Below are 16246 nucleotides of genomic sequence, written 5' to 3'. Positions count from 1 at the left end.
GGGAGCATCTTTCTGGCGATGCCTCGGCCAAGATCCTCCCCCTCTGGGGGAGGTGGCCCGGAGGGCCGGAGGGGGTCTGCGCAGCGGAACCTCCCCTTATGGGGGAGGCGGCCGAAGGCCGGTGGGGGGACGTTTTCAGCTTCCGAGGGGGCGGCCGTCGTCCCAAGAACACCCCCCACCGATCGCTACGCGATCACCTCCCCCACAGGGGGAGGTTCCTGAAGGTCCACGTCCGCTTCCGCCGCACCGGCGTGCAATGGATCGAATCCCCCAAACCGGCTAGGCTGGTCCCATGCCCCAAGACGCTGATTTCAGGCTGGTTTAGCCCATGGCCGACGGTCATGCCGTTCCCGTCGCCGCCGACGCCGACACCGCCTTCCTGGGCGTGACGCGCTCGCTGTCGGGCCGCGCCTGGCGCGAGCGCGCCGCCGATCCCGCGATCGTCCGCGACCTTTCCCGCCTGCACGGCCTGTCCGAGCCCCTGGCCCGGGCCTTGGCTGCGCGGGGGATCGACCAGGCCGGCGCCCGCGACTACCTGCAGCCGACCCTGAAGTCGCTGTTCCCCGACCCGTCCAGCTTCACCGACATGGACCGGGCCGCCGAGATCCTGATCGACGCCCTGGTGCAGGGCCGGCCGACCATGGTGTTCGCCGACTACGACGTCGACGGGGCCACCAGCGCCGCCCAGCTGGTGCGCTGGTTCCGGCACATGGGCGTCGAGTTGCCGATCTACATTCCCGACCGCCTGAAGGAGGGCTACGGCCCCAGCCCCGCCGCCTTCAAGACCATCCGCGAGTCGGGCGCCGAGCTGGTCGTCACCCTCGACTGCGGCGCGGCCGCCTACGACGCCATCGCCAGCGCCGCCACGATCGGCCTCGAGGTCGTGGTCATCGACCACCACCTGATGCGCGAGGATCCGCCGGCCGCCGCCGCCGTGGTCAATCCCAACCGTCCGGGCTGCCAGAGCGGGCAGGGCGTGCTGGCCGCCGCCGGCGTCACCTTCATCTTGCTGGTCGCTCTCAACCGCGAGGCCCGCAAGCGCGGCCTGTTCAGCGAGGACCAGCCCGAACCCGACCTGCGCCAGTGGCTCGACCTGACCGCCCTGGGCGAGGTCTGCGACGTCACCCAGCTGGTCGGCTTCAACCGCTCGCTGACGGCCACGGGCCTGCGGGTGATGTCCAGCTGGGCCAATCCGGGCCTCAAGGCCCTGCTGGAGGTGGCCAAGGGGCAGGGCGCCGCCAGCGTTTTCCACGCCGGCTTCATCCTGGGGCCGCGGATCAACGCCGGCGGCCGCATCGGCCGCTCGGATCTCGGCGCGCGCCTGCTGTCGACCGACGATCCGCTGGAGGCCCAGGCCCTGGCTGAAGAGCTCGACGAACTCAACACCGAGCGCAAGGCCGTCGAGGCGGCCGTGGTCGAGGAGGCCGCGGCGATTCTCGAGCGCGGCAGCAACTTCAATCCCGACGCCCCGGTCATCGTCGTGGCCGGCGAGGACTGGCACCCCGGCGTGGTCGGCATCGTCGCCAGCCGCCTGCGCGAGCGCTACCGCAAGCCGACCATCGTCATCGGCATCGACAGGGCGGCGGGAGTCGCCAAGGGCTCGGGCCGCTCGCAGCCGGGGGTGAACCTTGGCCGGGCCGTGCAGGCCGCCTTCGAGGCCGGGATCCTGATGGCCGGCGGCGGGCACGCCATGGCGGCGGGCCTGACCGTGCGTCCCGATTCGATTCCCGAGCTGCGCGCCTTCCTGGAAGAGGCCCTGGCCGGCGAGATGGCCGAAGTCGGCCCCGAGGCGGTCGAGATCGACGCCCTGGTGCAGCCCCGCGCCGCCAATCGCGCCCTCTGGACCGAGTTCCAGCAGATGGCCCCGTTCGGTCCGGGCAATGTCGAGCCGCTGTTCGCCCTGACCGGCGTGCGGCCCGAACGGGTCATGGCCCTGCGCGGCGGCCACGTGCGAGTCGACCTCGTCGGGCCTTCCGGCGACCGCATCAAGGCCGTCTCCTGGCGCTCGGCCGAGACCGATCTTGGCCGTCGGCTGCTGGCCGGGGGCGGGGCGCTGCACGTCGTCGGCCGCCTAAAACCCGATGATTACATGGGCCGGGAAGGGGTCCAGCTGGAGATCGAGGACGCCGCCGATCCCCGGATGTGGACGGAATAAAAAAAACGCATCTGACCGCTTGCGCTCTCCGGGGAGCCTTTGTATATCCCCGGCTCCTCGCGGCGAGATGGTCCCTTCGTCTATCGGTTAGGACGCCAGATTTTCATTCTGGAGAGAGGGGTTCGACTCCCCTAGGGACTACCAGCCGCGAGGGCTGTACTTTTGAACTGCTGCGGATTACCTGCTTCCTCGAAGCATAGTGGTCCCTTCGTCTATCGGTTAGGACGCCAGATTTTCATTCTGGAGAGAGGGGTTCGACTCCCCTAGGGACTACCAACCGCAGCGTTCAAAATTTCCCAGACGACACAGAGGGCGCGACTAAACGTCGCGCCTTTCGTATTGCGCGCTCTTCATATCATTTGGCCATTGACGGCTCTCCCTCCGCGAGAACAGTGTTATTCTTGTGGCGCTCGCTCCTTTGGGCTGTTTGGGCGAGCCAGAGGGGCGGAATGTCTGGTTACGACTTGGATGCATCGGCGGCGCACGAGGATCTCGTACGCATCAGCGGCCGCGTGAAATGGTTCGACGTCGGAAAGGGCTACGGCTTCATCGTTCCTGACGATCCGGGCCAGACGGGCCTGAAGGACGTCCTGCTTCACGTCACCTCGCTGCGCAACTGCGGCCGCGAGTCGGCGCTGGAAGGCGCCGTCATCGTCTGCGACGTGGTCAAGCGTCCCAAGGGCTGGCAGGTCAGCGAGGTCGTCGATCTCGACGAGACCTCGGCCCCGCCGCCGCTGGAGCGCCCCCGGCGCACCTTCGACGAGTCCGCGCCCCGTCGCGACGGCCTGCGCAGCGGCTTCGGCGGCGGCGCGGCCCGCCAGTCCCTCGAAGCCGTCGGTCCGCCCGAGCGGGCCAAGGTCAAATGGTTCAACCGCACCAAGGGCTACGGCTTCGTGGTCCGCGACGAGGCCCCGGGCGACATCTTCGTGCACATCGAGACCCTGCGTCGCGGCGGCCTCGAAGACCTCCAGCCGGGCGACGACGTCATGGTCCGCTTCGCCCAGGGTCCCAAGGGCCTGGTCGTCGCCGAGATCACGGCGGCCTGAGGCGGCGGGTTTTCCAGCGGGCGAGCGGCGTCTAGGCTCGTCGCCCGTTCCACGGCTCCAGCGAGGCGCTCTTGGCCCTTCTCGACGATCTGCGGCGTCGCGACGCCCTGCGGCTGCTGGCCGGCGGCCTGCCGGCCCTGGCCCTCGCCGCACCGGCCCTGGCCGCGGCCCCGCGCCTGGAGCCACTGGAGATCGTCACCGGTCGCGGCGTCGCCCGCTTCCAGGTCGAGATCGCGACGACGCAGGCCGAGCAGAAGCGCGGCCTGATGTTCCGCAAGAGCCTGGCGCCCGACCGGGGCATGCTCTTCGTCTACAAGCGGCCGCAGCGGGCCGCCTTCTGGATGAAGAACACCCTGATCCCGCTCGACATCCTCTATATCGGCGCCGACGGGCGGATCCTCTCGATGGTCCGCAACGCCCGGCCGCATGACGAAACCCCGCTGCCCTCGGGCGGGCCGATCCTGGGCGTGCTGGAGATCGCCGGCGGCCGCGCGGGCCAGCTCGGCGTCCTGCCGGGCGACCGCGTGCGCCACCGCATCTTCCCGAAAGGCTGAGGACTTGGCCTCGGGCCGGGCGCGCCCCACATGAGACTGCCCACAAAGTCTCGTGCGCTCGTTTTGTCCTGTTGCGTAGAATCGGAAATCGCTTACAAGGCAACCCCTTGCTGGTGTCCGGAGCGTAGCGCAGCCTGGTAGCGCATCTGTTTTGGGAGCAGAGGGTCGCAGGTTCGAATCCTGCCGCTCCGACCATCAGCTGGAGCCGTTTGGAGAGGTCCATGCTCGCCCGCATCTATCGTCCCGCCAAGAACGCCATGCAGTCGGGCAGGGCCAAGACCAAGGATTGGGTGCTCGAGTTCGAACCGACCTCGGCCCGCAAGCCCGACCCGCTGATGGGCTGGACCCAGTCGAGCGACATGAACGGCCAGGTCCGCCTGACCTTCGAGACCCGCGACGAAGCCATCGCCTACGCCCAGCGTCACGAGATTTCGTTCCAGCTCTTCGAACCCACGGTTCCCAAGCGGATCATCAAGGCCTACGCCGACAACTTCGCGACCAACCGCAAGCAGCCCTGGACCCACTGAGGGCCTCCCGGGCTAAGCCGGCCAACGCGCGCCCTTAGCTCAGCTGGATAGAGCATTCGCCTTCTAAGCGAACGGTCGCAGGTTCAAGTCCTGCAGGGCGCGCCAACGTCGAAATTTCAGGGCTTCGGGAAGATCGGCGCGTCGACATGGCGCGGCGGTCTGGATTGCTGCGCCGGTCGCCCCTGGTCTTACTGGCCCACTTGGGCCGAATGGCGCGGGCCGGCGAGGGGATCAGGCCGGTCTCCGTTTCAGCGGGCTCCGGTTGTCCTTTGAGAAATCTTGGCATACCGGTGGGCGATTGTCGCCAAGTCGACACAGTTCGCGACCTCTCCGCATCAAGATGACGCCTGATCCGTCCAGCAACCCTTCGGCCTCCAGCGCCTTCGCCAGATTCACGGACGCCGAGACGATGGCTCTGGCGATCGGCGACATCAATTCGGGCGCCAAGCCGCTTCCGCTGGAACGGACGAGCGGGCGCTTCGACGGCATGCTGGCGCGGGCGAGCTTCGGCGGGCTGAACCTGGGCATGGGCCGTTTCGCCCAGGGCATCGCCCAGACCGCGGCCATTCCCGGCGTCCACACCTTCATGTTCGCCACCGAGCCGGGGATCATGCGGCGCGTCTCCGGGCGCAAGCTGTTCGGTCGGCACATCTTCCATTTCCGCCCCAACGAGCGGACCGTCACGGGGTCGCCTCCCGACATGCCGTGGGCCTTCGGCATCGTGACCATGCCGTTCGAGCGGCTGACCGAGCACGCGCCCAATCTGATGGGCGCGGGCCATGCGGCGCCGCTGGACGATGATCGCATGTTCGTCGCGCCGCCGGCGGCGATGAACGAACTCATCGGGCTGATGAGCGACATTTCGGGCGTCATCCAGAGCACGCCCGAAGTCCTGGCGGAGCCGCAGCCGTCCAAGGCCCTGGCGGGCGCGGTCGTGGACAAGCTGATGGCCTGCCTCGCCCAGGGACTGGTAAAGCCGGACAGGGCCGCGCTTGGCCGCCATCGCCAGATCGTCGCCCGCTTCGAGCGCGCGCTGGACGAACGCCCGGAAGAGATGCTTTCGCTGGGCGACATCTGCAGGGTCGTGGGCGCGGCCGAGCGGACGCTCAACCTGGCCTGCCAGGAATTCCTGGGAGAAAGCGCGGTGCGCTACGCCCGCAATCGCCGGCTGGACCTCGTCCACGCGCGGCTGCGGGCGTCCGATCCCGCCACCACCCTGGTGACCAATGTCGCCATGGACCACGGCTTTTGGGAGCTCGGCCGCTTCGCCCAGGCCTACCGCCTTCGCTTCGGCGAGCGTCCTTCGGACACCCTGCGCCGCAACGCGCACTGACCTTTCTCCAAACTCCACCGTTCATGCCGGGATCGCATAGGCCGGCGCACGCCCCGCTGGCAGGGACGGAGAAACACGCGTTTTGCAGATCGTCGAGGCGGCGCGCCTGAAGGCGCCGTCGTCGATCCCTGTCTGCGCGTGCCTTTCAGGGGGATCGGGCCCGGCCCAAGCCAGCGCGTCGCGTGACGCGATCTGACGTCCCTGCGGTTCAAGAACGGCTCGCCAAGACGGGCCTGGCAGGTGTCAAAGTGCGGCAGTCGATCAACAAAGCGCGGGCCATCCGCAACTCGGTCTCGCTCACGGTGCTCGCGCTGGCGGTCGGCCTCGGCGCCCCGATGGCCCAGGCCCGGCAGATCACCCGGGGCGGCGGCGATGGCGCCGGCTTCGGCTCCTTCACGCCCCAGGGCGGCATCGCCGGCGGCGCCGGCGGCGCCTCCGGCTCTGGAAGCTATGGCGGGGCGGCGGCCGCCACGCCGACCGGCTCGGCCGAGGCCGGGGCCAACGGCAGCCAGGCCGGAGGGCAGCCCGGGGCGCTGAACGACCTCTCGGCCGGCGGCGGCGGCGGCGGTTCCACCGGCCTTGGCGGCGACGGCGGCCTGGGCTGGCAGGTCGCCTCGACCGGAACCATCTCGCTGGTCGTCGACTTCGCCGGGACGGACGGCGCCAACGGCGGCGCCAATGCGGCCGGCGGCGGCGGCGGCGGCGGGCTCGTGCTGACGGGCTCGAACGTGCGGCTGTCGACCGCGGGCTATGACATCACGGGGGGCGACGGCGGCGAGGGCAACGCTGGCGGCGGCGGCGGCGGTGGCGGCGGCGGCGTCGGGCTGGTGCTGCTGAACGGCGGCTCGGTGACCGTGGACGGCGGCGCGGGCGGTGCGGCCAGCGCCATCACGGGCGGCGCGGGCAGCTCGCTCGGCAACGGCGGCGCGGGCCTCTTCCTCTACAACGGCGGTTCGCTGAACGTCCAAAGCGGCACGATCACAGGCGGGGCCGGGGGCACTTTCGCCAGTTGGGGCGGGGCCGGCGCGGCCGGCGTGCTCAGCAATCTTGGAACCATCGTCAACGCGGGGACGATCACCGGCGGCGAGGGCGGCTACGGCTACTCGAACGGCGGGGCGGCCGGCATCGGCGTGATTGCCTGGGGCGGCACGATCGAGAACAGCGCGACCGGCGTCATCGCCGGCGGCGTCGGCGGGCAAGGGAACGGCAACTTCAGCGGGATGTATTCCGGCGCCGGCGGGGCGGGCATCGTCTTCACCGGCGGCCAGCCGGGGCTGCTGGTCAACGCCGGAACGATCCAGGGCGGAGCGGGCGGCGCGGCCTCCAACGCGATCCGGCGGGGCGCCGGCGGCAGGGGCGTGGTCGGCGCCAGCACCGGCTCCACCACCATCATCAATTCGGGCACGATCATCGGCGGCGTCAGCGTAAGCTCCCAGCGCGCCTATGCGATCGAACTGTTCGGCAGCGACAACCGCCTGGAGCTTCACGCCGGCTCGTGGATCCGTGACATCGTGGCGGTGACCGGCGGCGGCTCCAACAACGTGCTGGCCCTGGGCGGCGCCGACGACGACACGTTCGACGCCACGCATATCGGGTCGGACGGGTCCTATGACGGCTACGGCTACATGGGCTTCGACACCTTCGAGAAGCTGGGCGCCAGCACCTGGACCCTCACGGGTACGGGCGACCAGACCTGGTCGCTGCTGGAAGGCGTGTTGAAGGGCGACAGCAACAGCCTGGCCGGCAGCGTGGTCTTCGGCAACGGCGCCGGCAGCCGGGGCGTCGTCTTCGACCAGGCGTTCGACGGGGTCTACCGCGGCCAGATGTCCAGCGGCGGCGCGGTGACCAAGACGGGCGCCGGAATCCTGACGCTGACCGGCGAGTCCGCCTCGAACTGGACGATCTCGGGCGGCGGGGTGATCGCCCAGGCCGGTCTGTTCGGCAACGATGCGACGATCGACGCCGGCGCGTTTCTGACCCTCGATCAGAGCACGGACGGAACCTATGGCTTCGTGCTCTCGGGCGCCGGCGAGTTCCGCAAGGCCGGCTCGGGCAGGTTGGTCCTGACCGAAGACTCTTCGACCTTCACCGGCGCCACCACGGTCGGCGCCGGGATCCTGTCAGTCAACGGCTCCCTGGCAGGTTCGACGGTCACCATCGCCTCCGGCGCGACGCTGGGCGGCACGGGCACGGTGGGCGAGACCCTGGTCCAGAGCGGCGGCCATCTGGCGGCCGGCAACTCCGTTGGAACGCTGTCGATCGCCGGCGACCTGACCCTGGCCTCCGGCTCCAATCTCGACATCGAGCTGGGCGCGCCGGGCGCGTCTTCGGCCTCGCCCGGCGTCAGCGACCGCCTGGTCGTCAGCGGCGACCTGGCGCTGAACGGCGTGGTCAATCTCTCGCAGAGCGCCGCCTCGGCCGACGGCGTCGCCAGCATCGGCTACTATCGCCTGATCACCTATGGCGGGGCCCTGACCGCCAATACCGCGACGATCAACTCCACGCTGTCGCTGAGCAACGTGAACTACGCGCTGCAGGCCGGCAGCGGCCGGGTCGACCTGTACATCAGCAACGCCCTCATTCCCGGCGATAACACTTTGCAGCACTGGCAGGGCGGCGACGGCGTCTGGAGCGCGACGAGCACGCAATGGCTGAACGACGGCGGCAACGCCCCGGCGGCCTGGGCGAGCAAGTACGCGATCTTCAAGGACGCCGGCGCCTTCACGGGCGGCACGGTCACGGTGGACGGCGCGCAGAGCTTCATCGGCCTGCAGTTCGTCGATGAGGGCTATGAGCTGACCGGAACCGGCCAGTTGGCCACCGTCGCGACGGGCAGCGAGATCCGCGTCCTGGCCGACGTCGCCAAGATCGGCGCGGCGATCACCGGCGCGGGCCTCGTCACCAAGACCCAGGCGGGCACGCTGATCCTGACGGGCGCCAACACCTATACCGGCGGGACGTTGATCGATGCGGGCACGCTGCAGATCGGCGACGGCGGGACTTCGGGCTCGATCGTCGGCAATGTCGGCAACCGCGGCGTGCTGGTCTTCAACCGTTCCGACGCCATCACCTTCGCTGGTCGGATCTCCGGCTCGGGCGCGGTGCGCATCCTGGACGGCGGCGTGACCTTCACCGCCGACAACATCTATGCCGGTGGCACGACCATCGCCTCGGGCGCGCAGCTGAACCTAGGCGCCGGCGGCGCGAGCGGCTTGATCGGCGACGCCGTCGTCAACGGCGCCTTGCTGTTCGACCGCTCCGACAGCTTCAACTTCGACGGCCTGATCAGCGGCTCGGGCGTGGTCCGCCAGGTCGGTTCGGGCAAGCTGGTCCTGACTAGCGACTCTTCGGCGTTCACCGGTGCGACGTCCGTCGAGGCGGGAACCCTGACGGTCAATGGCTCCCTGGCCGGTTCGACGGTCACCGTCGCTTCCGGTGCGACGCTGGGCGGCAAGGGCGCCGTAGGCGACACCATCATCCAGAGCGGCGGCCATCTGGCTCCCGGCTCCGACGGATCTATCGGATCTGTCGCAACCCTATCGATCGCGGGTGACCTGACCCTGGCGTCCGGCTCGAACCTGGACATCGAGTTGGTCGCGCCGGGCGCATCGTCGGCCTCGCCCGGAGTCAGCGACCGTCTGGTCGTCAGCGGCGACCTGGCGCTGAACGGCGTGGTCAATCTCTCGCAGAGCCCCGCCATGGCGGCGGGCCTGGGATACTATCGCCTCATCACCTACGGCGGCGCCCTGACCGCCAATACGGCGACGATCAACTCCACTCTGTCGCTGAGCAATGTGGACTACACGCTGCAGGCGGGCGGCGGGCGGGTCGACCTGCTCATCAGCAGCACGCTCATTCCCGGCGACGACACCCTGCAGCACTGGCAGGGCGGCGACGGCGTCTGGAGCGCCGCCAGCACCCAATGGCTGAACCAGGGCGGCAATACGCCGGCGAGCTGGGCGGGCAACTACGCCGTCTTCAAGGACGCCGGCGCCTTCGCTGGCGGCGAGATCACGGTGCAGGGCGCGCAGAGCTTCCTGGGCCTGCAATTCGTCGACGAAGGCTATGAACTGAACGGGAGCGGCCAGCTGACCACTGTCGCGACGGGCAGCGAGATCCGTGTGCTGGCCGACATCGCCAAGATCGGCGCGGCGATCACCGGCGTGGGCAAGGTCGTCAAGACCGAGGCCGGCACGCTGGTCCTGACCGGGACCAACACCTATGCCGGCGGCACCTCCATCCAGGCGGGTACGTTCCAGATCGGTGATGGCGGGACTTCCGGTTCGATCGTCGGCGACGTCGCCAACAGCGGCGTGCTGGCTTTCGACCGCTCGGACGCCATCACCTTCGGCGGGCTGATCTCGGGTTCGGGCGCGGTGCGCATCCTGGATGGCGGCGTCACCTTCACCGCCAACAACACCTATGCCGGCGGCACGACCATCGTCTCTGGCGCGCAGCTGAAGCTCGGCGCCGGCGGCACGACCGGCTCGATCGCCGGCGACGTCGTCGCCAACGGCGCGCTGGTGTTCGACCGGTCCGACAGCCTGACCTTCGCCGGCGCCATCAGCGGCGCAGGCGCCCTTCGCCAGGTCGGCGCGGGCAAGATCGAACTGACCGGCGCCTCCAGCGGCTTCACCGGTTCGACCACGGTCGAGCGGGGCACGCTGGCGGTGAACGGGCTGCTCGGCGGAACGCTGGACGTCTGGTCCGGCGCCCGCCTGCAAGGCGTGGGCACGGTGGGGACCACCGTCGTGTCGGGCACGATCGCGCCCGGCAACTCGATCGGCACGCTGACCGTCGCCGGCGGCGTCACCTTCAAGCCGGGCTCGGTCTTCGAGGTCGAGGCGAACGCGGCGGGTCAGTCGGACAAGATCCTCGCCTCCGGCGCGGCCACGATCCAGGGCGGGACCGTCAAGGTCCTGGCGGGCGCGGGAACCTACAAGCCCCAGACCAGCTACCTGATCCTGCATGCCGACGGCGGCCTGACGGCCGGCGGCAAGTTCGACGGCGTCACCTCGAACCTGGCCTTCCTCGACCCCTCGCTCAGCTATGACGGCTCGAACGTCTATCTGCGCCTGCGCCGTAACGACATCAGCTTCACCGACATCGGCGTGACCCCCAACCAGGTCGCGGCGGGGGCGGGCGCCGAGCACCTGGGCTGGGACAACCCGGTCTTCGACGCCGTGGTCAATCTCTCGGCCGAACAGGCGCGCGACGCCTTCGACCAGCTGGCCGGTTCGGACCATGCCAGCCTGCGCGGCTCGCTGATCCAGGACAGCCGCTTCGTGCGCGACGCGATCCTGGCGCGGGGCGACCTGGCCGGCGTCGACGGAACCTCGGCGTGGGGGCAGGTCTTCGGCGGCTGGGGCTCCATGAAGGGCGATGGCAACGCGCAGAGCTACGACCGCGACATCCAGGGGCTGCTGACGGGCTACGACGGCTCGCTTGGCCGGGATATCCGCGCCGGCGTCGCCGCGGGCTACAGCACCAGCGACCTGAAGACCACGCGCGCCAAACACGACGTCGAGACCTATCACCTTGGCGGCTATGTCCTGGCGGAGCGCGGCGGGGTGTCGTTCCAGCTCGGCGGCGCCTATGCGTGGCACGAGGTCGAGGCCTCGCGCCGGGTCGCGTTCGGAACGTTCGGCGAGACCCTGTCGAGCGACTATTCGGCCCGCACCTATCAGGCCTTCGGCGAAGTCGCCTTGAAGCGCGAGGTGGCCGGCACGACGCTGCAGCCGTTCGCCGGCCTGGCCTATGTCGCGCTGACCGACTCTGATGTCAGCGAGCAGGGCGGCGCCGCCGCGCTGCAGGGCGGCGGCGACGAGCACCTGACCTATGGTTCGGTCGGCGTGCGTCTGAAGAGCGACCTGGCCGCCGGGGAGCTTCACCTGCGCCTCGCCGGTTCGGCCGCGCTGCGCCATGCGTTCGGCGATCGCGCACCGACCATCGACCTGGCCTTCAGCGGCGCGCCGTCGTTCAGGATCGTCGGCGCCCCGATCGACAAGGACAGCCTCGCCGTCAATCTGGGCCTGGAAGCCGATCTCGGCCGGGCCGCCGTGCTGGGCGTGAGCTACTCCGGCGACTACGGCGACCGCTCGACCGACCACGGCGCTCGCGCCCAGATCAGCTGGAGGTTCTGATGGAAGGGCGGCCTGATCGGAGCGCCTGGCGGTTTTCACGCTGCGCACGACTTCGGGCCGTCAACATCCGTGTTGAAGGCCTGGTGGCTGGAGGGAGGCTCTGACTCTCCTCGGGTCTCGATAAGGCCGGTTCGGGGCTTTGGGTCGGATGGCGTGCGTCGTTGAACGACAAGTTGGCGTGAGGGATTTCAGCGCTCTAGCCGGCCAGGGTTGAAGTCGGTCCCATGATGCGTTTGTTGCGGTTCCTGTGTAGAAGGCGCGGGACCGCCGGGCAGATCATGCGTCGACATATTTCCGTCCTTTCAGGCCTTGTCGTCGCGTCGGCGCTTGTCGTGGTCGCGATCCCGGCCCTGGCCGCTCCGGCGCCAGAGGCGCGAGCCGATGCGCCGATCGCTTTCCTGTTGCCCAGGCAGCCTCTGGAGCGCGCGCTGGTGGCCTACGGGCGGGCGGCCAATATCCAGGTGCTCTATGACGCCAGCCTCGTGGCGGGCAAACAGTCGACCGCCGTTCAGGGGCGATACGCGGCGGCCCAGGCCCTGGAGATCCTGCTTCAGGGAACCGGACTGCGGGCGCGCTACGCCAGCGCCAGCGCCATAACCCTGTCGTCGATCGCCGAGCCGACGCGCGAGGTCCTGGCCCTTGACGTGATGTCCGTGCAGGCCGCGCCGATGCTCGGGGATTCCCGGCGCTTCAATGCGTATGGCTTGGCGCTGCAGGAGGCCATCCTCGACGCGCTGCGTCGCGACCGCCGCACCAGCCTGGGCGACTACGAGGTGACCCTGCGCGTCTGGCTTTCGGCCGACGGCGCGGTCGAGCGGACGGCGCTGGCGGCGCCGACGGGCGACGCGGCCTTTGACGGCGCGATCGTCGATGTGCTGCGAGGCGTTCACGCCGGCCAGGCCCCGCCGGCGGGCATGCTCCAGCCCGTCTCGTTCCGGTTCCAGGCGCGCGCGATGCGCTGACGATCATCCAACTGTCACAAACTCGCGCCATAGGCGGGCTGAGTTCTTCGAAGTTGGTTGGGGGCGTGGCGTTGCGGGTCGGAGGCGCTTCGAAGATCTGGGGCGCGGCCTTGTCCGTGACGTTGCATGGCGCGCTGTTCGGCGCGCTCACCTATCGGGCCGATCTCCCGCGGGACGCCAGGCCGACGACGGCGCCCGTCTCCATGCCACTGGAAATTTCGCTCGTCTCCTCCGGCGACCTGCCCGGCGGGGGAGCGCCGGACGCGGTCTTCTCGACCGAGCCCGCCAGGATCGATCCCGAGATCGCCTCTATCGCGAGCGCGGGCCCGCCGCCGCCCATGGCGTCGCGGGAGGCCGCGCCGCAGAACGGTCAAATCGGACCGGCCGCGATGGCGGTGGCCGTGGAGTCCGGGCGGGTGCGATCGGCCGAAGCGATACGGGCCGAGGGCGCGTCTCGCGCGCGCTATCAAGCCGAGCTGTTCGCCCATGTGCTGAAGTATCGGTACTATCCCGACGAGGCGCGCGCGGACCGGCTGCGCGGCGTGGCGCGCGTTCAATTCGCCATGTCCCGCGACGGCCGCGTGATGGCGGTGTGGGTCAAGCAGAGTTCAGGGTCCAGCGTGCTGGACGCCGCGGCGCTGGGCGCGATCCGACGGGCCGAGCCCCTGCCGGCCATTCCCGCGGACTTGCCTGGCGAGATGGAAATCCTTCTGCCCCTGGATTTCATTCCCCCGCGAGCCCAGCTTGCGGCGGGATGATCCTGGCCGTGCGCGCCGCCATGCCCGCAAGCGGGCTCCAGACTGAGATGTCGGATGAGTCTCGCACCTCCGGCGCCTCGGATCGGGTCCGCGACGAACTGCGCCGGGTCCTGGTGACGCGCTACGACATGCTGGCGCGCAAGCTGGCGCAGCGCCTGGGATCGGCGGAGCTGGCCGACGACGTCTTGCACGACACCTATGTCAAGCTGGAGCGCGGCGGCGAGCTGGAGCCGGTGCGCGATCCCTTCGCCTATCTGATCCGCATCGCCTCGAACCTGGCCAGCAGTCGCCGGACCCTGGAGCACAACCGCAAGACCGGTCCGGACGACGCGGCATTGCGCATTGCGACCGATGAGGCCCCCGATCCGGAGCGCGTCGCGATCGCGCGCTCGCAATGGGCGGCCCTCAAGGTCGCGCTGAAAAGTCTGCCGGAGCGCACTCAGGCCATCTTTCTCGCCGCCTGGGTGGAAGAGACGCCCTATGCTGAGCTGGCGGTCCGCCACGGCGTCACGGTCAGGACCATCCAGATCGAAATCAAGCGCGCGCTCGAGCATTGCGCGGCGGAGTTCGTGAATCGATGACCCGTCCATTTCGGATTATCGACGCTCGCAACGTCCATAGGGAGAAGCTGTCCATTCACGGGCGACGGAAAGCGGGAAAGGGGACGTCATTGATGTCTGGCCAGGGGGGCGATCATGACTGATCCCGATCAAGCCGGGCAGCTGCGTCCCTTGCTGCGCGAAGGTATCGACTGGGTGGTGCGCCTGGGGTCCGGTTCGGCGACCCAGGAAGACCGCGTGGCCCTGATGCAGTGGCGCGCCCTCAGCGCCGATCATGACGCGGCGTGGCGCGAAGCCTCGGCCCTGGGCCTGGCGTTGCGCGAGGTGGGGCGCGAGGTGAGCCGCGAACTGTCGGACGAGCGGCGGTCGGCGGGCGTGGTCACGCCCTTCAAGCCGCGCATGACGGTGCATCGACGGGCCTTGATCGGCGGCGCCATAGCCGCATCCGCCGTCGCGGCGGTCGGGGTCGGGCGCGCCTTCAATTTCGCCGGCGGGCGGGCTCCGGACTTCGAAACCGGCACGGGCGAGCGGCGTCAGGTGGCCCTGGCGCCGGGGCTGGCCCTGGACCTGGACGCGCAGACCCGCGTTGTCGTCGATCGCGACGCCGGCGGCCATCGTGTCGAACTGCTGGCCGGGCGCGCCATGGTGCTGGCCCGCCTGGGAGGCGCCGAGGCCTTGCGGCTGGTCGCGGGACGCGGCCAGGTCACGGCGCGTGACGCCCGTTTCGATGTGCGGCTGGACGGCGAACGCTCCTGCGTCACCTGCCTGGAGGGCGACCTCCAGGTCGATTATGCCGGAAGCGCCGTTCCCCTGCGGGCGCGCCAGCAACTGCTCTATTCCGACGCCGGTGTCGGGCGCCCCGGCATGGTCGACCTGACCGAGGTCGTCGCATGGCGCAATGGCCAGATGGTCTTCCACCAGACGCCGCTGGTCGACGTCATCCGGGAGGTGAACCGCTATCGCCGGGGCAAGGTGGTCATCGCCAACGCCGCGGTCGGCCGCCGCCCGATCAACGGCATCTTCCACATCGCCGATGTCGATGCGGCCGTCATCCAGGTCCAGCAGATCACGGGCGCGCACGCCACCCGGCTGCCCGGCGGCATCGTGGTGCTCAGCTGACCTGAAAAAATCTCGCATCGCGGCTTCGCGTTTGCGCGGGTCGCAGGGTCCCTGTTCTGGAGGCCCCACGCATGATCGCCACGCCAGCTTCGACGTATCGGATCTCGCGCCCCCTCGACGAGGGCGACCGGCAAGGCGTGGCCGCTTTCCAGGCCCCGCTCCGCCGCTTGGCGCTGGGAGACGTCGCCGTCGCCGTCGACGTCGCGATCCGGGACGGGCATGCGCCGGCGTCGATCGTGGTGAAGCCCGGCATGCTCGCCGTCGTCTTCGCCGGTGAGCGGCCTGTGAGGCTCCTGGCCGACGGAGCGGTGGTCGCCATCGCGCCCGGTCAGGCGGCGGTGCTGGCCAAGGCCGAGCCGTTCTCGATCACCTGGCGGCCGACGGCGGGCTGCGTCGTCGTTCAGCTTTCCAAGACGCGGTGCCAGATCCTGGTTGGGCAAGACCTGGGAGCGCCGGTCCGTATCGGCGCGGGTCAGGTCGTGCTCGCCGACCTCTCGCGCGACACGCCCGTGGGCGCGCTCGTCGACGAGGTCGCGCGTCTGGTGCAGGGTCCCAAAGCCATCATCGCCGAACACGGGCTGGACCTGGGGCGGCGTCTCCACGATGGATTGGCCCGGCTCATGGCGACGCGACCCGAGGCCGACGCGATCCTTCTTCCCGCCGGGTCCGTCGCCCGGGCGATGCGTCATATCCAGGCGCGCCTCGAGGCGGACGCCGACATCGATCCGGCCGTTATCGCCGCCGCCGCCGGAGTGACCCTCCGAACCCTGCGCGACGGTTTTCGCGCCTGCCTGGGCGTGTCCATTTCCGTCTTCATCCAGAACGCGCGCCTTGAGCGCGCGCGGGCGAGGCTCTGCAGCGGACATGATGTTCGGGCGATGCAGGATGTGGCGCGTGAGACGGGTTTCAGGTCCGCCAGTTCATTCACGCGAGCCTATGTGAGGGCCTTCCGAGAGGCCCCCACCGAAACTCGGGCGCGCGGTGTCCGGCAAGCCGGCGCTCGCTGAGATTTCAGACCTTTTAAGGTTTCAATTCTTCTGAATTGGCATGAGCTCCGACCTTGTTGGTCGGCGCGATTATCTATGCTTG

11 protein-coding genes and 4 tRNA genes are annotated in these 16246 nt (G+C 69.6%); all 15 read left to right on the top strand.

The window, feature by feature from the left end:
- Window positions 1–328 precede the first annotated feature (328 nt).
- Complete coding sequence (recJ, locus tag AC07N1_RS00990; protein WP_494670064.1) at window positions 329–2155, top strand: single-stranded-DNA-specific exonuclease RecJ; 1827 nt, start codon at window positions 329–331, stop codon at window positions 2153–2155.
- 69 nt (window positions 2156–2224) lie between these two features.
- Window positions 2225–2299: transfer RNA gene (locus AC07N1_RS00985), tRNA-Glu, on the top strand.
- A gap of 57 nt (window positions 2300–2356) precedes the next feature.
- Window positions 2357–2431, top strand: a tRNA-Glu gene (locus AC07N1_RS00980).
- Between the two features lie 173 nt (window positions 2432–2604).
- Window positions 2605–3201 carry a stationary phase survival cold shock domain protein CspD gene (gene cspD, locus AC07N1_RS00975; protein ID WP_494670063.1) on the top strand — a complete coding sequence of 199 codons (597 nt, stop codon included), beginning with the start codon at window positions 2605–2607 and terminating at the stop codon, window positions 3199–3201.
- A gap of 71 nt (window positions 3202–3272) precedes the next feature.
- Window positions 3273–3755, top strand: coding sequence for a DUF192 domain-containing protein (locus AC07N1_RS00970; protein WP_494670062.1), 483 nt, complete (start codon window positions 3273–3275; stop codon window positions 3753–3755).
- A gap of 118 nt (window positions 3756–3873) precedes the next feature.
- Window positions 3874–3950 (top strand) — tRNA-Pro (locus AC07N1_RS00965).
- Between the two features lie 26 nt (window positions 3951–3976).
- Window positions 3977–4282: an ETC complex I subunit gene (locus tag AC07N1_RS00960; protein WP_494670061.1), complete on the top strand. Its 306-nt coding sequence runs from the start codon at window positions 3977–3979 to the stop codon at window positions 4280–4282.
- A gap of 28 nt (window positions 4283–4310) precedes the next feature.
- Window positions 4311–4387 (top strand) — tRNA-Arg (locus AC07N1_RS00955).
- A gap of 304 nt (window positions 4388–4691) precedes the next feature.
- Window positions 4692–5615, top strand: a complete 924-nt coding sequence (locus tag AC07N1_RS00950) for an AraC family transcriptional regulator (protein WP_494670060.1) — start codon at window positions 4692–4694, stop codon at window positions 5613–5615.
- Between the two features lie 248 nt (window positions 5616–5863).
- Window positions 5864–11758, top strand: coding sequence for an autotransporter domain-containing protein (locus AC07N1_RS00945; RefSeq protein WP_494670059.1), 5895 nt, complete (start codon window positions 5864–5866; stop codon window positions 11756–11758).
- A gap of 224 nt (window positions 11759–11982) precedes the next feature.
- On the top strand, window positions 11983–12720 hold the full coding sequence (locus AC07N1_RS00940) for a secretin and TonB N-terminal domain-containing protein (protein WP_494670058.1): 738 nt from the start codon (window positions 11983–11985) through the stop codon (window positions 12718–12720).
- A gap of 116 nt (window positions 12721–12836) precedes the next feature.
- A complete protein-coding gene (locus AC07N1_RS00935) occupies window positions 12837–13478 on the top strand; it encodes a cell envelope integrity TolA family protein (RefSeq protein ID WP_494670068.1) in 642 nt (213 codons plus the stop codon).
- Window positions 13475–14059, top strand: coding sequence for an RNA polymerase sigma factor (locus tag AC07N1_RS00930; RefSeq protein ID WP_494670057.1), 585 nt, complete (start codon window positions 13475–13477; stop codon window positions 14057–14059). The genes AC07N1_RS00935 and AC07N1_RS00930 overlap by 4 nt, the downstream gene beginning before the upstream one ends.
- Window positions 14060–14173: 114 nt before the next feature.
- On the top strand, window positions 14174–15157 hold the full coding sequence (locus AC07N1_RS00925; protein WP_494670056.1) for a FecR family protein: 984 nt from the start codon (window positions 14174–14176) through the stop codon (window positions 15155–15157).
- Window positions 15158–15228: 71 nt separating this feature from the next.
- A complete protein-coding gene (locus AC07N1_RS00920) occupies window positions 15229–16164 on the top strand; it encodes an AraC family transcriptional regulator (RefSeq protein ID WP_494670055.1) in 936 nt (311 codons plus the stop codon).
- Window positions 16165–16246 lie beyond the last annotated feature (82 nt).

The organism is Caulobacter sp. GW821-FHT09B11 (assembly GCF_059418205.1).
This window is presented reverse-complemented; position numbering and strand designations above follow the sequence as displayed.